The following is a 17,721-nucleotide window of genomic DNA, read 5'->3' on the forward strand; positions in this document are numbered from 1 at the left end:
GCCGGACGGCTTCGTGGGTCGGCCTCGTCGTTCGGCCTCGTCGTTCGGCTCGGTGGTTCACTCGTGTGGGTGATCCCTCCACGAGTCGGTCGCACGTCGGAACGCATCCGGGAGAGGGTGACTGCGGCCGGCCCGGATGGGGTGCGGAAAGCCGGCCGACCGGTGCCTTCGCGGGCCCGTCGCGGGTGTGTCCCAGGCGTGCTGCGGGCGGGTCACAGGCATGACCGAGGCGTGACGTGCGTTCGGCGGCGGTCGTTTCTCCCATCGAACGCGGAGCCGCGAGAGGCTCTTGTCCCCGTTCGAGTTGGAGGCCGTCGTGTGTGGTTCCCAGGTACCCGGACCCCGCCCGTTCGCCGCGTCGACGTGGCCGGAACGGTACGCACATCCGGACCCGAAGGCGAGCTGTCCGATGTGCCGCAAGGATTTCACCGCACCCGACATCGGGTGGGGATTGTTGCTCAAGCGCGGTGTGTACGGCAACGCGTACCTGTGGCGCGCCGGCCGGGTGCGTGGATACATCGTGGTGGTGTGGACCGGTGGACACGTCGCTCGGCTGACGGCGCTGTCCCCCCGTCAACTCGCGGGCTTCATGGCCGAGGTGATCTCGGCGGGGCGCGCGATCGAGGCGCACTATCGGCCGGTACCCAAGCTCAACGTGTCCCTGTTGGAGAACGACATCCCGCACCTGCACGCACATCTGATCCCACGTCACCCCACCGAACCCACACCGGAGCACCCGCCGCCCTTCGCCCACCTCGACCACGGCCACCAGGACGAGACCCGCATCCAATCCGACGCCGCGGCCCTGCGTGCCCTCCTCGCCTACACGGGCGCGACCTACGCCGCGGAAACGGGCGAGGGCGGCCCATGAGCGCCGCTCCGAGAAACGACAACCAGCCACAACCGAAGGAGTGCCGGCGGGGCGTCCGGGACGGGGTGCGCGGTCCTTGGGAGGCGGGTGGCCGAGGTTGGGTGTCGCGCCGGCGGGTGGGGTGGGAAATGCGTTGGGTGGTGCTTCGGGGGCCGGCATCATCGGCGGATGTCGGGTTCGTTGATCGGTTCGTTGTTCGGTTCGTTTCTCGGTTCGTCGTCCGATTCGGTGTCGTCGGCCGGGTTCGGGCCGACGGAGGATGTGGTGCGTGGGCTCGTCGACGCCGTGCTCGGTCGGGACGGGGCGCGGGTTGTTCGGCCGATCGACGAGGGTGGTGAGCATTCCTCGTGGTGGATCGGCACGGACCAGGTGCTGCGGCTCGCGCGGGACGAGGACACGTCGCGGCGTCAACGGCGGGAACTCGCGTTGCGCGATCTCGTCCGTCCCTTCGTCGGCGTCGCGCTGCCGATGAGCGTGGCGGCCGGGGAATGGGCCGACGGCCTCGCGTTCACCGTCGACACCCGACTGCGCGGGGTGTCCGCCGAGTTGCGCACACTCTCGCGGCGCGGCGAACTGGACCTGGCCGAGACGATGGCCGGTCTGCGGAACCTCCCACCGGCCGACGCGATCGCGCTCGGCCTGCCGGTGACCGAGCCCAGGTCGATGGCGGAACTGCGCGCGTCCGCCGCAGCCGCCGCCGCGCGGCTCACCGCCGACGGTGAGTTCGACGGCGCGCCGCTGCGTGGCCCGAGCGCCGACCCCGCGTCGCGCGTGGTGCTGCACAACGACCTCAAGGGGGAGCACCTCCTGGTCGGCAGCGGAGGTCGGCTCCGTGGCGTGCTCGACTGGACGGACGCGGTGATCGGTGATCCGGCCGAGGACATCGCCGGGATCGTCATCGCCGTGGGTGCCGCAGCGGCCGTCCGCGTGGCCGCCGCCGCGGGCTACGGCCCCGAAGCATGGGCCCGTGGCGTCGCGCTCGCCCGACACGACACGTTGATCCGCCTCGGCCGACCGCCTCTACGGCACCGACGACAGTCCGCTTCCATTGCTGCGCGCCCAACGAGACCGCGCCTGGCAACCATCCGCACCGGACCACCGACCCGAGGAGACCTGGACCTCGACCTCGCACGCGCCCGACACACCCGGCGAACCCACCGAAGCCGCACCCCCCGAGGGCGTCCCTCGACGCCGAGGGCTTCCTCGTACGGATCAGCCGCGGTCCCGCCCCTGAGCACCTCTCGACGCGTGCACCGCACGGGACCGTTCGGAGTCGTGATCTCGTGGCCGGGAAATGATTGGACGGGGTGATAGTCGGGCTTGTAGCTTGCAGTCGACCTTGACACCACCCGAGGAGGTGAGACCCATGAACGCAGTAGCGATGTGGGTGCTCCCCCTTCCCGTCAGGGTCGGGCGATTGATGTAGGTGTCGCCGGGAGCGCCTCGCCAACCAGGCACTCCCGAAAGGCAACACCGATGCAACCTACGCATTTCACCGCCGAGCCGTCGTCGAACGATACGGCCGAGCGCGACTCCACCGTGGGCGACGTCCCCGGACTCCGGTCGCAGCCCTCCGGCGGCGATCGCGTGCCCCTCGCGTTCGACGTGATCATCGCCGGGTGCGGGCCGACCGGCGCGATGCTGGCCGCCGAACTGCGGCTGCACGACGTGCGGGTACTCGTGGTGGAGAAGGAAACCGAGCCCGTGTCGTTCGTCCGCATCGTCGGTCTGCATATTCGCAGTATCGAGTTGATGGCAATGCGCGGACTGCTGGAGCGCATCCTCGAACACGGAAGACAACGTCCGGCTGCCGGATTCTTCGCCGCCATCACCAAACCCGTGCCCCAGGGCCTGGATTCCGCGCACGCCTATCTGCTGGGCATCCCACAGCCGGTCATCGTCCGCCTGCTCGAAGAACACGCGATCGCACTGGGCGCGCAGGTCCGACACGGTTGTGCAATCGCCGATTTCGAGCAGGACGACGAGGGTGTGACCGTCGAACTGGCCGACGGCGAACGGCTGCGTTCGCGCTTTCTCGTCGGCTGTGACGGCGCGCGCAGTACGGTGCGCAAGCTGCTCGGCGTCGGCTTCCCCGGCGAGCCCTCGCGAACCGACACGCTGATGGGCGAGATGGAAGTGGGTGTGCCACAGGAGGAGATCACCGCCGCGGTGGCCGAAATCAACAAGGCCGACAAGCGATTCGGCATCCAGCCCTTCGGCGCAGGGATCCATCGCGTCGTAGTCCCCGGCGCGGCGGTCGGCGATCGCGCGGAACCGCCCACCCTCGAGGATTTCAAACAACAGCTGCGCACCATCGCCGGCACCGATTTCGGCGTGCATTCCCCGCGCTGGTTGTCCCGCTTCGGGGATGCCACCCGGCTGGCCGAACGCTATCGGGTCGGGCGGGTGTTGCTGGCCGGCGACGCGGCACACATCCATCCACCCATCGGCGGGCAAGGCCTCAACCTGGGCGTTCAGGACGCATTCAACCTCGGCTGGAAACTGGCCGCACAGATCCGCGGCTGGGCGCCGGAAACACTCCTGGACACCTATCAGGCCGAACGCCATCCCGTCGCAGAGGACGTGCTGGACAACACCCGCGCCCAGATGGAACTGCTGTCCGCCGAACCGGGCCCGCAGGCCGTGCGCAGGCTGCTCACCGAACTGATGGACTTCGACGAGGTGAACCGCCATCTGATCGAGAAGATCTCCGCGATCGGCATCCGCTACGACTTCGGTGCGGGCCCCGACCTGCTCGGCCACCGCCTGCGCGACATCGACACGAAGCACGGCCACCTCTACGGTCTGCTGCATCGCGGCCGCGCCCTGCTCCTGGACCGCACCGAACGCCTGACCGTCGGCGGCTGGTCGGACCGCGTCGACCACCTCGCGGATCCCACCGCGGCACTGGACGCCCCGTGCGTCCTGCTACGCCCCGACGGCCACGTCGCCTGGATCGGCGACGATCAACAGGACTTGGACGGCCACCTCTCCCGCTGGTTCGGCAAGCCCGCCGACTGATTTCGCCCGGGCAACCGACAAGGCCCGTGGGAAGGATCGGAACGGCCGGTGGCGACCGACCACCGGAAGACCGGAGGCAACATCAGCCGCGGTGCTCTGACGCCGGGGTCGGCGTGCTCGCAGGGTTGGCCTCCGAGCGACGACCGGAAGTCGGCGGAAGAGCACCGCGGGGTGGATCGGCGCGGACGTCCGCGCGATGCATGGAAGGGGTGTCACCGAGATACGTCGGAACGCGGCCATGGTGATCCTGGTCGCCGTTCGGCGCGGGAATCTTGGAGGTGGTCTCCCATCCGCCGAGGCCGTGGGGGCTACGCGGCCGGCGTCGCGTTCGCCGGGATCTCGAAGATGATCTCGAATCCGTCGCGTTCGTTTCCCCGTTCGCCGACGCGCGTGAAACCGAAGCCCGCGATGGTGGCGAGGGACGCGTCGTTGTCGGACCTGATGGTGGCCCGCACGGTCCGGACATCGGGTTCCGCGGCGGCCCTGGCGAGTAGCTCCGTCAGCATGGCGCGGGCGTAGCCCTGGCGGCGGTACCCGGGCGCGACGGTGTAGCCGATCTCGACCATGCCGGCCTCGTCCGGCGGCCCGTGGAACCCGCCGTCGCCGACGACGGACCCGTCCGGCTCGGACACCGCGGCTCGGGTGATCCAGGGTGCGGCGGCCGGATCCTTGGCGAGCTGGTCGGCGCGATAGCCGAAGATCCAGCGGGCCCGGTCGCCGACGAAGTACTCGTCGAGAGGGACCCCGGCTTCGGCGCTGCCGCCGGCGAGGTCTCCGTCGGCAAGCGCGCGCAGCGCTTTTGCGCCGAGCTCGACGAAGCGGACGCGTTTGGGGGTGGAGGGAGGTTCGTTGTTCATCGCGGAGATGCTGGCGTGGAACCGGAAAGTTGTCCACCGCTTTAGGTCTCGGTGGAAGGCTGCGTCGAGTCCCCGCCAGGGTGTGCGGGCTGTGCGCGACCATCAACCCGCGACCCGCGACCCGCGACCGGCCCCGCTGTCCGGTGCCCGGGGTGCGGACGTGCGGCCGACCGTGCACACCCGGCAACTCGCCGCGATGGTGGGCGGGCTGCGCGTATTCGCCGGGCGGGCTGCCGGTTCCGGGACCGGACCCGCCCATGGCGTCGTCACCGCGGATACCGATACTCTCGCCGCCGGATTCGAGTCGCGCGGCGCACGAGGATGGCGACCTGCGGGCGCGGCTGGTCCGACCGCTCGGATCACCCGGATTCGGTCGTGGCCCTCGCTTCCGTCGTCGCGAACCACCTGATCACGCGACTGGAGTGCGGGCAGTGGGCGATCGATTCAACAGGTTCCGCTTCCGGATGACGCGCAAGGCGCGAGCAGCGCCGGAGCCCGAGGGCGCCGGCGGCGGGGCGGAGAACCATCCATGGGTGCGGTCCGCGGCTCGGATGCCCGTGGCGGACTATCCGCCCATGCCCACCACCGCGCCGCTCCTGGGTGGAGCGCAGGCTCCCGTCGGCACATCCGAGGGGCCCAGGTCGGGTGTCACGCCAGAGGACGCCACATACCGGGAAATCAAGGAGGCCACCTCCTTGGAGGCGGTCGGCGAGTCACCCGCGTGGGATCACTCATTGCCTATCGGTCGTGCCGGCGCCTTTCCGCTCCCCGCGCCGACCTCGCCGCCGCTCCGAACCTCGCTCCGATCCCCGCCCCGATCCCCGCCCCGGTCCCCGTTTCGAGGAGCCGCGCCCGTACCGGCGGTGCGCACGAGGCCACGCACCATGGCGATGCCCACCGCCACCGCGAGCGCGTGCAGGACCGCCGCGAACGCGAGGTCCTCCGGCAGCGTGGTCCCGGCCGGCTGCGCGAGCGCGACGTAGAGCGTGAGCGGCAACTTCCAACCGCTCCACGCGAACAGCGAGCCCGACCCGATCCAGCCGAGGGCCGCCGGGAGCCAACGCGGCAGCCGGGCCGGCCGGCCCCACCCGAGCAGCCGGCCGGCGATCGCCGCCACGAGGGCCCAACCGCCCCAGATACCGGTCAGGATCCGCCAATGGGCGTCGCGTGCCTCCGGGTGCGCGACGCCCAGCGTGCCGCCGATCGCCCAGTACAGCCACACTGCCCCGAGCACGGCGCCGCCGACCGCCGACCACGGGACCCGACGGTGATCGGGCCCCATGGCCGTGCTTCGATCACCGACGCGTCCGGCGAACACGTCCGGCCGACGCCGCAACAGGTACGCGGGCAGCGCGAGGGCCAGACCCAGCCCCATCCCGACGAAGCCGATCTGGACCAGCGCCGCCTCCCAACCCGGCATCGACGCGTCCTCCGCGCCCGTGCCGCCGCCGGTCGCCTCCGCGCCCGCATCCCCACCCGCCTCGGCGCCCGAATCCGACTCGCCGCCCGATGTCCACACCGAACTCAGCACCGCGTAGGGCAACATCGGCACCAGGAACCCGGTGCCCACCCACGCGCAGAACGCCACAGGAGTGCCGGGAATCCGCATCCCCCACGGCCGGACGAGGGCGAGCGCGACGGCGATCCCGATGGCCGCCATACCCACCGTCGCCGTGTTGAGCACCACCCACTCGGTCAGCCCGAAGCCCGAGCCGATCGGCAACACCCCGACGAGGGAACCGACCACCCACGACACCTTGATCAGCAGATACGGCGTCAACGCGAGCGCCGCCCCGTACGCACCGACCCGGCCCGATCGATCCCACCAGCGCACCGGAACTCCCCTTTCATCGCCAGGAGTTCCAGCCTTCGTCGACGCCCCGCCACGCACATCGGTCGAGCGGCGGGGCGCCCGTCCCCCGATCGGGGGACGGGAAGGGTGAACCCGGGAGCGAGAGGGGCCGAGGAGCGAGCCCGCGGACCGACGAGCAGGACCGGCCCGTGCGTCGGCTACGTCCGGGGCGCGCCGTACCAGCGCCACGTGGTGCGGCGCGCCCGGCCCGGGAGTGCGGCGCGCCCGGTGGCCCACAGCAGCGTCGGCCACGGGTCCGTGTCCTGGGGTACGTCGGGGAAGAGCCGGGCGAGGACGCGTGCGCACAGGTCGGCGGGCGGCGTCCAGGGCAGTGCGAGGCCCTCGGCCAGGTCGTGGGTGTGCACCAGGGTTTCCACGATGCCCATCGCGGCGAAGCCCTCGGGGTCCGAGGCACCGTGGCCGTGGTGGGCACGCACGCTCGACGGCGTGGTTCGGGCCATCGCGACGAGGAGTGCGCCGCTCGCCTCCAACACCTGCAACAGGCCGTCCGCGCCCGCCGCACGATCCGCGTGGATCACGTTCTTCGGTCCGCCGGGCCGTCGACTCCACCACACGAACGGCACCTCGCCCGCCATGGGCGGGACGGCGGGGCCCAGTTGCGCGGCGTAGGCGAAGAGGTCGTCGCTCAGGTGCTCGACCGTTTCCCAACAGTCCCACTCCAGCGAACCGGCCTTCGCGTCCCAGGCCTCGGTGGGCACTCCCCGGAGCGCGGCCACCGCGAGTCGTACGGCCAGATGCAGGTCGTCCGGCGTTACCGGCCCCGGCGTCACGGGCCCCGGTGTCACCGGCCCCGCTGACGCGGACGCGGCGTCCGAGGAGGGTTGGGCCGTGGCCTCTTCAGGTGATTGGCGCATGGATCGACCGTATCGCCACACCTTCGCGAACCCGAGGAGCACCCTGCCGCGCCCCGGCGCCGGTCGGCCGGGCAGGCACCCGCGTCGGCCACGCCGGCGACCGTGCGGCCGAAAACGCCGCCATCCGCTACCGACGCGCCTCGAACCACGTGATCGTGACGTCGTTGGAAAACGACTCGCGGGTGGTCACGGCGAACCGCGTAGGGTCGAACTCCCCGTCGAACAGCGGGGTTCCGCCTCCCGCCACGACGGGGTAGCTCTTGATGATCAGCTCGTCGAGCTCGGGCAGCAACACACCCGCGAGCCGGCCCCCGCCGCACAACCAGATGTCCCGACCGGCCTCTCGCTTGAGTTCGCGGACCAGTGCGAGCGGGTCGCCGTCGACCACGGTGACGGCCGGATCGGGGGATTGCGCGAGGCTGCGGGCGACCACGTACTGGCGCAGGTGCGCGTACGGGCTCGGCAGGCCGTGTTCGAGGGCGGGGCGATAGGTGCCGTGGCCCAGAACGACCGTGTCGAAGCGCAGATTCGGCGCGTCCGCGAGGCCCGCCCCCGCGCGCATGGCGGTGGGCACGGTCTCCGGGTATCGCGCGTTGACCCACGCGGCGTAGTCGGCGGCCTGCCCCTCGTCGCCCACGGGGTAGAAGTCGACCTGCCCCGCCGGGCCGGCGATGTAGCCGTCGATGGAGACTCCGATGTAGTAGACGAGCTTCCGCATGCAATGAACTCCAGGCGTAGTACTATTCTTGAAGTGGTCAGAACGTAGTACTACGACTGGAGTGGTGTCAATGGTTCGCAGGAACGCCGAGCGTCGGGCGGCGCTTGTCGATGCCGCCATCGAGGTGCTGGCGAAGGAAGGCGCCCGTGGGCTGACCTTTCGGGCGGTGGACGTCGAGGCGGGGGTGCCGACGGGCACGGCCTCCAACTACTTCGCCAGTCGCGACGAGCTGCTCACCCAGGCGGGCGCCCGGGTCTACGAACGGCTCCAGCCCGACGAGGCACTGATCGCGCGACAGCGGGCGAGTACGCCGGAGAAGGAGGCGTACACGGTGCTGATGCGGGAGGTGGTCGGTCGGGTCAGCGCCTTTCGGACCGGCTATCTGGCCCTGCTCGAACTGCGCCTGGAGGCCACCCGGCGGCCGGAGCTGCGCTCGGTGCTCACCGAGCGGGTCCGTGCCGACGTGGCCGCCAACGTCGCCTACCACGAGCAGTCCGGGCTGCCCGGCGACGCGACCGCCGTCCGCCTGCTCTACCTGGCGTTCAACTGGCTCATCGTCGAACAGCTCACGCTGCCGGGGGTGTTCCCGGAGGCCGAGCGCGAACACCTCATTGCCGCGGCGGTCGAGCGCATCGTGAACCCCTGACCGACCCGGACGGCGCGGACCGCGCCGGGAGCGGCCGTTCGGGTACGGCGCGGAGCCGCGGCGGCGTGTCGGCCGCCGTGCACCCGACCGCCGTCCGGGCCGGGTTCGGGCGTGACGTCCCTCCGCTGCCGGTCGTTGGTCCGGACAAAGGTGCGTCCCGGCGCGCACGGGTCGGGTCCCAGTGCCCGGTGTGCGGTGGCCGCGGACGCCACCGCGTACCGGGGGCCGACGCCCGAAGCTCCCGGATCGACCATGGGGAGAGCGACACTTGAGCGACCACCGCCACAACGCCATCGCCTACGCCGCCATCATCCTCGAACGCGCCGACGGGGCCGTGCTGTTCATGGAGCGCAAGGACACCGGCTTCGCCGACGGCCTGCTCGCCCTGCCGGGCGGCCTGGCCGACCCGGGCGAACTCCTCATCGAGGCGTGCGCCCGGGAGGCCAAGGAGGAGATCGCCACCGACGTGGCCACGGCGGACCTGCGCACGGCGTACGTGTCCCAGGTCCTCGGCGAGAACGGTGCTCCGGTGATCGGGTGGTACTTCCACACCACCGCCTGGTCGGGCGTCCCGAGCAACGCCGAACCCGACCAGTGCGCCCGGCTGGCCTGGCTCGACCCGGCCGACCTCCCGGCCGACGTCGAGGCCACCGACGCGACGGCGGTCACCGCGTGGCACCGCGGCAACACCCCGGTCCGCTGGGCCTGACCGTCCCGCCGACCGCGCGGGTGGGCTATCCCGCCTCGCGGTCGGGCCAGATCACCCGGCCGTCCCGGAACACCAGCGGTACGGGATCGATGTCCTCCAGGAAGCGCAACCGCCCGAGCTCGACCGACCCGTCCGGGCTCGTGTGCGCGTCGTCGGCCCGGGCGGCCGCCCAGGTCAACAGGTCGCCGACCGCGTCGAACTCGTCCGGATGCAACTCCTGACGCACGCTCAGGACCCACCCGCCGGCGGTCGGCGTCACGTCGGCCGTCGACTCGCCACCGCCCCTCAGCGCCATCCCGGTACGACCCAGCACGGGACGCGGATCGTCCTCCACCGTCGGCACACCGAAATCGTCCACCACGACCACCGGAAACGCGGTCACGACGCGGCGGGCGCCCGGCGCCGGGAGAACCCCGCCGGCGAGACCGGCGTGCCACCGCAACTCGGCGACCTCGGCGTCGGAGAGCGGCCCGCGTATCGCCAAGGCCATCGTCAACTCGTAGAGATCACTCACACGTCGGCACCTTAGGGGGTGGTGTCGACGGACGGCGACCCGACCGAAGCCTGTCCGCGCGTGTCCGCCGCCGAGTGCGGCCGAGTGCGGCTCGGTGCGGTCGACCGCGGCCGGGTGCGGCCCGGCGCGGCCGGGTGCCCATGGTCCCCTGCAAGGGGTTCCCTTGTCGCCCCCGTGCAGCTCGCCATGCAGATTCCCATGCACTCCACCGTGCATCCCATCATGCAGCCTGCCATGCAACTCGCCATGCAAGTACCTGGTCAGAGACCATTTCAGGCCTCTCGACGGTGGCCCTGTCCGGATCTACACCCGTCGTCGGCGACCGCGTCGATCAGCGTGCTCATCGCGGGTTCTGTCCACGGAGCCCGGCGCGCGGTCCGCGCGCGTCCTGCCGGTGAGGGCGCGGAGGACGTCGTCGGGGTCGGGGGTGTGCACGGTGAGTGCCTCGGTCCGGATGGCCGCGTCGTCGAGGGCGTCGAGGACGGTGCGCAGCGCCGCGGCGGTGTCGTCGCCGGGGACGCTCACCGTGAGGATCCCACCGTCGCGGCTGGTGGCGCGGAAGAGATCGGCGGCGGCGTCGAGTCGGTCCTGGTCGGCGAACCGGATCCGGATCCGGGCGCCGGGAGTGCGGCGCTCGAGTTCCTCGGCGGTGCCCTCGGCGACCAGCCTGCCGTAGTCCAGGACGGCGACCCGGTCGGCGAGCCGGGCGGCCTCCTCCAGGTACCGCGTGGTCAGCAGGAGGGTCACGCCGCGGTCGGCGACCAGGCCGCGGAGGATGTCCCAGACGATCCGGCGGCTGCGCGGGTCCAGGCCGGTGGTGGGTTCGTCGAGGAGGATCACGCGCGGTTCGCCGATCAGGGCCATCGCCAGGTCGAGCCTGCGGCGCACGCCCCCGCCGAGGGAGCGCGCGGATGTGTGGGCGTCCCCGGCGAGGTCGAACCGGGCGAGGAGTTCGTCGGCCCGTCGGTGGCCCTCGGCCCGGCCCAGGTGCTGCAGGTCCGCCATCAGGATCAGGTTCTCCCGGGCGGTGAGCAGGTTGTCCGCGGTGGTGAGCAGGCCGGCGACACCGATCGCGCGGCGCACCTCGTCGGCGTCGCGGGTGACATCGTGACCCGCCACTCGAATGTGCCCGGCGTCCGCGCCGATGAGCGTGGACAGGATCCGCACGGTCGTGGTCTTGCCCGCGCCGTCGGGGCCGAGCAGTGCGAAGACGGTGCCCTCGGGGATGTGCAGGTCGATGCCGTCCAGCACCACCTTGTCGCCGTAGGACTTGGCCAGGCCGACGGCGCTGATCGCCGGTGCGCGGACGCGGGGCGCGGAAGTCGTGGTCATGGCAGTCGCATTCCTCGAATCGTGGCTCTGCGGTCGCGTCCCGGCCGCGCGCCGGGATCAGGCGCGGTGGATCACGATGTGGCCGAGGTCGGTGCGGGCGCGGACCTCGACGGTCTGCTTGGAGGAGTCGGGACTCCCGGTCGAGCCGAGCGAGTTGCGCACGTCGCCCATCCGGGTCCGTACGTCGAGCCGGGCCGCGGTGGACTCGCGGACACCGACCTCCAGATTGCCGGTGCCGGTCCGCAGCCGTACCCGGCCGCGGGCCACCTCCTCGATCCGGATCCCGCCGTTGGCACACGTGGCGTCCACGTCGGCGTGTGCGACGCCGATCGCGATCCGGCCGTCGGACGAACAGACCCGCAGATCGCCGCCGACCTCGCTGATGGTGCTTTCGCCGTCGGCGTTCCTGATCGTCGCCGTGCCGGTGACGGTGCCGATCGCGATCCGGCCCGCCGCGATGATCTCGGCGTCTCCGATCACGTGCCCCACCCGGATGTCGCCGTGGCCGGTCCGGGCGTACATGGTCCGTGCCTCGTCGATGCGGATCGTGCCGACCGAGGTCTCCAGCCGGCAGCCGCCCAGCGCCCCCAGGCAGGTGAAGTCCGCCAGCGGCGTGGTGGCTTGGACATCGGAACCGGCCGGCAACTCCATGGCTATCTCCACCGAACCGCTCCTGCCGAGCAGCGACTGTTTCCCGGGCCCCCTGACCACCAGTCGACCGCCGGTGCAGGTGACCGAGATCTGCCGCGCGGCCCGCACGTCGAGTTCGTCCGCGCCGTCGCCGGGTAACACCTCGACGACCGTGTCGGTGCGCTTGCTCGCGATGATCCGGACCGAGCCGACGTCGAATTCGAGGTCGACGGAGATCGGCTCGGGGGTGTCGAATTTGGGCATGGCGGTGCTCTCCTCGTGGCTGGTGGAGTTCCCGCCGGTGGGGCGGGGCGGGAGAACAGTGGAGCGTCGTCGGGTGGTCGGCGCGGTGGGCGGGTGCGGGCGCCCTGCGGCTAGCGGACCCAGCCGGTGTAGCGCCGTCGGCCCCGACCCCGGGTGGGGTCGCGGGGTGCGCCGTCGCGGGGCGCCTCGGGTTCGAGCGAGCCGGCGGCTGCGCGGACCAGCCAGGCGTTGACCGACAGGCCCTCGTGCGCGGCGGCGTCCTCGACCCGGGATTTGAGGTGGGCGGGCAGGCGGAAGTTGATCCGCGCCATGCCGCCGTCGTCGCCGTGCGCCGGGGCGGTCGGTGCCGTGGTCGGCGGCGCGGGTGCCCCGCTCGGCTTGCGCTCGGACGTCCGGGGATCCGCGTACGCCTCCCGCGCCGAGGGCGGCGTCACCACGAACTCGGGGTCGAGACCGCGCAGTCGCATGTCCACCGAGCCCGGCGCCAGGTCGCGGGTGACCTCGGCCATCGCGGCGGACAGCACGCCGAGGAGAACGAGTCGGGCGGCCGAGTCCAACGGGGCAAGGAGGCGCTCGGCCAGGCGTCGGGCGTCGGCGCCACCCACGTCCGCAGCGACCGCGAGTTCGTTGCGGAGACTGTCGACGTATGGCGTGAGATCCATAACGCCATCATGGCACGAAGATGGCGCCATGACGAGTCATTGTGACATCATTTCTGGAATGCTGATGTGTCATTTGTGGCGCATGGCTTGGTGGCGGCAGTCTGCGAGAGTCGGCTTCATGGTGCGGATGCGCAGGTCGGGAGGGGTCTCCTTGCCGGCGTGCGACATTGGCCCGTGGCCCTCGGTGGTGCCACGATACCGAAGCGGACCGGCAGTATGCACCGTGCCGCCGCCGAAGACCAGAGCGGTTGCCGATGCCTCGGCAGCACGCTCACGACGGCGACGCACGACGGCGAGCGGGCGATCGCGAGCGCACGACAGCGCATGGCCGACGGCGCACGGGCGACGGCCGCACGATGGCGAAACCGGCGATGGCGAGCGCATTGCGGTGGAGGTCCAACGGGTTGTCACGGGACCGCGCCACGCGCCGAGTCGTCCGGAATGCCCAAGCCGCAACCACCCCCGCGGCCACCCGACTTCCGCACCCGGCCGCCTCGCTCCGCTCGGCGGTGCCGCCACGGTGCCGCCGCGATGCCGCCGGGGGCCACCGCGGTTACGCCGCCGGGGGATTCGCGGGGTCGTAAAGTGATCATGTCGGGGTGGCGAGGCACGGTTGGCGAGGGGGCCTGAAGACGTGGCGATACGGGATCAACTGCGGGGCATCGGCGGGGCGGTGGGCTCCGCGGCGGCGTCGGGACGCGCGGCGGTGGGGAATCGGATCGGGGCCGGTCGGGCCCGGGTCGCGTCGGGGGACTGGGTGCGCGGGACGCTGGACGCGTTGCCCGCGCCGGCCGCACCCGCCACCGTGGCCTGGGAGTTCTCGCTGGGCGCGCTGGTGTGTCGGCACCCGAAGGTCCCGGCGATCACCGCGCGACCGCTGCGGATGCTCGACGGGTTGGGCGCGGTGCGGTTCGGACCGGAGAGCGTCGGCTTCGACGGGGAGGACATCCCGTGGGAGAAGGTGATCCGGCTGACCGTGCACGACGCGTTCGCGTCGATGACCACGGCCGCGCTCGACGCCGAGGTCGACCGCGTCCGTGAGGTGTTGCCGCCGCTGCCCGGCCGCAAGTGGGCGGTCACCAAGGTGGTGGAGGGCCTGCTCACGGTCGTGCTCGCGTCGCTGGAACAGGCCGACGACCGGCGACTGGACAGCGCGGAGGTGGCCTGCGAGATCACCTACCGCGGCCTGCTCGGCCGAGAGAAGACGCTGCGCGCGAGCCTGTTCGCCACCGCCCTGTTGGCCCGACAGGCCGCGGTCGCGGACAGCCTGGTGGCCACTGCCCGGGCGCACGGCGTCGAGGTGGTCGTGGCCGTCCCCGAGGGCGGCGCCGGCGACGCGGCGGCGGCCGAGCGTACCCGCGTCCTGCGTGCCCGCACCGACGCGGTCTCCGCGCGACTGCGCGCCCAGCGCGAGCAGGCCGCGGATGTCGTCCCGCCCACCGAGCCGGTGGCGGCCGTCGGCGGTGCGCCGGGTGCCACGTCCGCTCCGTCGGCGCCGCCGTCCGGCCCGAGCAACCCGGCCCACCCCAGCGACGCGACGGACCCGACCGACCCGTTCTCCTGCTGACCGCCCGGGCCCGACCCGCCTCGCGGCGTACCCCCTCGGCCGGATCCGCCTTGTGGCGTTCCCACTCGGCCCGATCCGCTTCGCGGCCCGCCTCCCCGGTCCGGCCCGGCCGGGGGCGCGGACGTCGGAGGCGCGTTACGCGTGGGCCTCGATGCCGTAGGGGCGCAGGCCGCGACTGCGGTAGTTGAGCAGGGCGTTGGGGTGGTCCTCGGAGGACGTGTGCAGCCACACCCGGCGGACCGGCTCGGTCGGAGCGTAGGGGGAGGTGCGCCACGCCTGACGGAGCAGCAGGGTCAGCGCACAGCCGCCCAGGCCCATGCCGACGAACTCGGGGAGCAGGCCGAACGTGACCACCTCCACGTTCCCGTCGGGCTGCGGCTCCAGGTTGCCGATGCCCGCCCGCTCGCCCGCGTGCGTGATCAGCCAGGCCTGCCGCAGCGGGTGCGCGGCCTCGAGTTCCGCCCAATCACGCTCGGTTCGGGACGCGCTGCGCCAGCCGTAGGGGGCGCCGACCCGAGCCTGGAGCGCGTACACCTCGGGCGTGATCGGGTCGAGGCGCCGCAACGCGAGCTCGGGGACGGAACGGGACGGCCGAAGCTCGTCGGCCGAGGTCATCTCCAGGTACATCACGGTCTTCCCCATCGGTGCAGGCTATCGCCGCCTCCTCCGACACGTCCGCCGCGCCGTGCTCCGGGACCGACGGGGCGTCCGGCGGGGCACCGCGGTGGGCGGGACGGAGCACAGCGGTCCTGCTCTCCCGCAGCGCCTGCGGCACGCCGCCACCATGTCGAAGTGTGCGGTGTGCGGTGCGTGGCTTGCGGTGCGTGGCTTGCGGTGCGTGGCTTGCGGTGTGCGACGCACGGTGCCGGGTGCTCGGGCCGCGGCATGATCCATTCGACTTCTTGTGGGTGTCACGTCATGGCCATACCGGCGCAACACGGGACGGCGAGACTGTGGGCATGCGAAAGTTCAGCACACCGGAGATGCCTGTGACCCCATCGAACGACCTGCTCGACCCGAAGCACCACCAGGGACGCGAGCGCGGCATCGCGCTCGTCGCGCACGACCGATGCAAGCCGGAAATGCTTGCCTGGGCCCGGACCCACCGCGAGATCCTGGCCGCCCACCGCCTGTACGCGACCGGGACCACCGGCGGCATCATCGCCGACGAACTCGACCTCCGGGTCACCCGATTCCGCAGCGGCCCGCTCGGCGGCGACCAGCAGATCGGCTCGCGGATCGCCGAAGGCGACGTGGATCTGCTGGTGTTCTTCTGGGACCCGCTGAGCCCCCAGCCGCACGAACCCGATGTGCGCGCGCTGCTGCGGCTCGCGGTCCTGGCGAACATCCCGGTGGCCTGCAACCGGGCGACCGCCGACTTCGTGATCACCTCGCCGCTGCTGGCGACGGCCGACGATCCGGACCGCCCCGGCTCGCCGGTGTTCGAGCCGCTGGCGGCGTAACGCGCCTCGGCGCACGGCGCGAGCGCGCCGGGCGGGTGCGCGCGGGCGGGTACGGCCGGCGCCGCGCTCAGGGTCGGGACAGGCCCCGGCTGTCGGCGTAGCGCACCGCGTCCGCCCGATTGCGCGCGTTGATCTTGGCGAAGGCGTTGTTGATGTGCGTCTTGACGGTCGCCTCGCCGATCGACAGGGCGGCGGCGATGCCGGCGTTGTTCAACCCGTCGACGATCAGCCTCAGTACCTCCACCTCGCGATCGGTGAGCCGATCGGGATGCACGGCGCGCGGTGCGGACCGCGCCGGCTCCGCCGACTCCGCCGACTCCGCCGAGGCGGTTTCGGGCGCGGCGACGGTCGGATGTGGGGTGCGCGGTCGCGGTGTCGCGACCGGCTTCGGGTGCGCTGTCGGCTCGGGCCCGTCCGTCACGTCGGTCAACCTTTCGAGCACTGAGGCCTGTGCGGTGATTCGGGCCGTGTTCCGGCGAGTTCCGCGCATTGGGGCCGTTCCGTACCCCGTCTCGCGCCGTACAACCTACCGGGACCGACACCGCCTTCCCGACCGCCGCACCGCCGGTGCCCGGGATCCTCCGTCGGCGTCTTCGTCGACACGGCGTCCCGGGCGGGTGCGGTCGTCTCAGCCGCCGGCCGGCGGCGTCGGTGCGGGGTTGGACCAGTGGGTGAGGACCTCGGTGTACGGGTTGGCGGCGAGCCACGAGATCGCGTCCCGAGCGCTGCGCTCGTAGCTCTCGGCCAGGGCCCGGGCCTCGACCCGGGCTCCGGTGGTCTCGACCAGGGTGCGCATCCGGGCCAGCGCGGTCTCGGGATTGGTCTCGTGCAGGAGGGCATGTCGGATCGCGGCGCGCTGCTCGGCGCTGCCGCGTTCGTGGGCGAGCAGTACCGGCAGCGTCGGGCGATGGTTGCACACGTCACTGTCGGCGGGCTTGCCCATCGTGGCGGCCGACGCGTCGTCGTAGGGAAGCAGGTCGTCGCGGATCTGGAAGGCCAGGCCCACATGCCGCCCGAACGCGCCGAGTGCCTCCACCGCCGCGTCGTTGCCGCCGCCCAGGATCGCCCCGACCCGGCAGGACGCGGACAACAACGCGCCGGTCTTGCGCGTGGCCATCGCGAGATAGTCCTCGACCGGGCAGTCCAGGTCTCCGGCGAAGCCCAGTTCGTCGAACACGCCCTGGCACATCGCGTATCCACCCTCGGCCTGGGCCGCCATCGCCCTTGCGATCCGCTCGCCCGGCACCCCGTGGCGCGCGCACTCCGCGAGCGCGCCGAACCACGCGAAGTACAGGCTGCTGCCCGCGATGATGGCGCGTTCGGGGCCGTAGGCGACGTGTACCGCCGGTCGGCCGCGCCGCTCCTCGTCGGCGTCGATGATGTCGTCGTGGAGCAGGCTCCCGGTGTGCACACACTCCATCCCGACGGCGGCCGGCAGCGCGTGCTCGACCTCGCCGCCGACCGCGAGCGCCGCGTACATCACCAACGCGGGTCGCAGCAGCTTGCCGGTCGGCAGGAGCGCGTACCGGTGCACCGCGTCCATGCCCTCGGCGTCCTGCGGCCAGCGGCGGGCGAACTCGGCGGCAAGGACGGTCGGTACGTCCACGATCGGCCGATCGCACAACTCGTACGGGGTGGGCGCGACCGTCGCGCGCGCCCGCTTGGTCGATCGACGTTTGTGGGCCGTCGTGGAAACCCGCGGTGTCTCGGTCACGGCTTGCGAACCCCCTGTGTCGCCCC

General features: G+C 72.1%; 18 protein-coding genes. 7 read left to right on the top strand and 11 right to left on the bottom strand.

Annotated features, from left to right (window positions below; genetic code table 11):
* The first annotated feature begins 409 nt into the window (after positions 1 to 409).
* From ACWCPW_RS04530 to rox, 3 genes are all read left to right on the top strand, one after another.
* The gene (locus ACWCPW_RS04530) at positions 410 to 871 is read left to right on the top strand and encodes an HIT family protein (protein WP_449760097.1); all 462 of its coding nucleotides are present in this window, start codon (positions 410 to 412) and stop codon (positions 869 to 871) included.
* A 264-nt stretch (positions 872 to 1,135) separates the two neighbouring features.
* The gene (locus ACWCPW_RS04535; protein WP_449760098.1) at positions 1,136 to 2,182 is read left to right on the top strand and encodes an aminoglycoside phosphotransferase family protein; all 1,047 of its coding nucleotides are present in this window, start codon (positions 1,136 to 1,138) and stop codon (positions 2,180 to 2,182) included.
* A 165-nt stretch (positions 2,183 to 2,347) separates the two neighbouring features.
* Complete coding sequence (rox, locus tag ACWCPW_RS04540; protein ID WP_449760099.1) at positions 2,348 to 3,892, top strand: rifampin monooxygenase; 1,545 nt, start codon at positions 2,348 to 2,350, stop codon at positions 3,890 to 3,892.
* A gap of 308 nt (positions 3,893 to 4,200) precedes the next feature.
* Here the strand turns inward: rox and ACWCPW_RS04545 are convergent, their stop codons facing one another.
* The 4 genes from ACWCPW_RS04545 to ACWCPW_RS04560 form a co-directional block, all read right to left on the bottom strand.
* Positions 4,201 to 4,749: a GNAT family N-acetyltransferase gene (locus tag ACWCPW_RS04545; protein ID WP_449760100.1), complete on the bottom strand. Its 549-nt coding sequence runs from the start codon at positions 4,747 to 4,749 to the stop codon at positions 4,201 to 4,203.
* A 727-nt stretch (positions 4,750 to 5,476) separates the two neighbouring features.
* On the bottom strand, positions 5,477 to 6,583 hold the full coding sequence (locus ACWCPW_RS04550) for a hypothetical protein (RefSeq protein WP_449760101.1): 1,107 nt from the start codon (positions 6,581 to 6,583) through the stop codon (positions 5,477 to 5,479).
* A gap of 176 nt (positions 6,584 to 6,759) precedes the next feature.
* The gene (locus tag ACWCPW_RS04555) at positions 6,760 to 7,476 is read right to left on the bottom strand and encodes a hypothetical protein (RefSeq protein WP_449760102.1); all 717 of its coding nucleotides are present in this window, start codon (positions 7,474 to 7,476) and stop codon (positions 6,760 to 6,762) included.
* Between the two features lie 127 nt (positions 7,477 to 7,603).
* Positions 7,604 to 8,194: a dihydrofolate reductase family protein gene (locus ACWCPW_RS04560; protein ID WP_449760103.1), complete on the bottom strand. Its 591-nt coding sequence runs from the start codon at positions 8,192 to 8,194 to the stop codon at positions 7,604 to 7,606.
* A 70-nt stretch (positions 8,195 to 8,264) separates the two neighbouring features.
* Here ACWCPW_RS04560 and ACWCPW_RS04565 point away from each other — a divergent pair, with 70 nt between their 5' ends.
* Both ACWCPW_RS04565 and ACWCPW_RS04570 read left to right on the top strand, forming a co-directional pair.
* Positions 8,265 to 8,840, top strand: coding sequence for a TetR/AcrR family transcriptional regulator (locus ACWCPW_RS04565; protein ID WP_449760104.1), 576 nt, complete (start codon positions 8,265 to 8,267; stop codon positions 8,838 to 8,840).
* Between the two features lie 268 nt (positions 8,841 to 9,108).
* Positions 9,109 to 9,549: an NUDIX domain-containing protein gene (locus ACWCPW_RS04570; protein ID WP_449760105.1), complete on the top strand. Its 441-nt coding sequence runs from the start codon at positions 9,109 to 9,111 to the stop codon at positions 9,547 to 9,549.
* A gap of 25 nt (positions 9,550 to 9,574) precedes the next feature.
* On the opposite strand, the gene ACWCPW_RS04575 is transcribed toward ACWCPW_RS04570, so the two are convergent.
* The 4 genes from ACWCPW_RS04575 to ACWCPW_RS04590 form a co-directional block, all read right to left on the bottom strand.
* A complete protein-coding gene (locus tag ACWCPW_RS04575; protein WP_449760106.1) occupies positions 9,575 to 10,063 on the bottom strand; it encodes a hypothetical protein in 489 nt (162 codons plus the stop codon).
* Positions 10,064 to 10,366: 303 nt separating this feature from the next.
* The gene (locus ACWCPW_RS04580) at positions 10,367 to 11,395 is read right to left on the bottom strand and encodes an ABC transporter ATP-binding protein (protein ID WP_449760107.1); all 1,029 of its coding nucleotides are present in this window, start codon (positions 11,393 to 11,395) and stop codon (positions 10,367 to 10,369) included.
* Between the two features lie 57 nt (positions 11,396 to 11,452).
* A complete protein-coding gene (locus tag ACWCPW_RS04585) occupies positions 11,453 to 12,289 on the bottom strand; it encodes a DUF4097 family beta strand repeat-containing protein (protein WP_449760108.1) in 837 nt (278 codons plus the stop codon).
* A 110-nt stretch (positions 12,290 to 12,399) separates the two neighbouring features.
* Positions 12,400 to 12,951: a hypothetical protein gene (locus tag ACWCPW_RS04590; protein ID WP_449760109.1), complete on the bottom strand. Its 552-nt coding sequence runs from the start codon at positions 12,949 to 12,951 to the stop codon at positions 12,400 to 12,402.
* Positions 12,952 to 13,585: 634 nt separating this feature from the next.
* Here ACWCPW_RS04590 and ACWCPW_RS04595 point away from each other — a divergent pair.
* A complete protein-coding gene (locus tag ACWCPW_RS04595) occupies positions 13,586 to 14,518 on the top strand; it encodes a hypothetical protein (protein ID WP_449760110.1) in 933 nt (310 codons plus the stop codon).
* 135 nt (positions 14,519 to 14,653) lie between these two features.
* On the opposite strand, the gene ACWCPW_RS04600 is transcribed toward ACWCPW_RS04595, so the two are convergent.
* A complete protein-coding gene (locus ACWCPW_RS04600; protein WP_449760111.1) occupies positions 14,654 to 15,160 on the bottom strand; it encodes a GNAT family N-acetyltransferase in 507 nt (168 codons plus the stop codon).
* A 317-nt stretch (positions 15,161 to 15,477) separates the two neighbouring features.
* Between ACWCPW_RS04600 and ACWCPW_RS04605 the strand changes: the two genes are divergently transcribed.
* On the top strand, positions 15,478 to 15,981 hold the full coding sequence (locus ACWCPW_RS04605) for a methylglyoxal synthase (RefSeq protein ID WP_449760112.1): 504 nt from the start codon (positions 15,478 to 15,480) through the stop codon (positions 15,979 to 15,981).
* A 67-nt stretch (positions 15,982 to 16,048) separates the two neighbouring features.
* Here ACWCPW_RS04605 and ACWCPW_RS04610 read toward each other — a convergent pair whose 3' ends face one another.
* A complete protein-coding gene (locus ACWCPW_RS04610) occupies positions 16,049 to 16,402 on the bottom strand; it encodes a helix-turn-helix domain-containing protein (RefSeq protein ID WP_449760113.1) in 354 nt (117 codons plus the stop codon).
* A gap of 207 nt (positions 16,403 to 16,609) precedes the next feature.
* Positions 16,610 to 17,695 carry a polyprenyl synthetase family protein gene (locus ACWCPW_RS04615; protein WP_449760114.1) on the bottom strand — a complete coding sequence of 362 codons (1,086 nt, stop codon included), beginning with the start codon at positions 17,693 to 17,695 and terminating at the stop codon, positions 16,610 to 16,612.
* Positions 17,696 to 17,721: the final 26 nt, after the last annotated feature.

It is taken from the genome of Embleya sp. NPDC001921, from assembly GCF_053594475.1.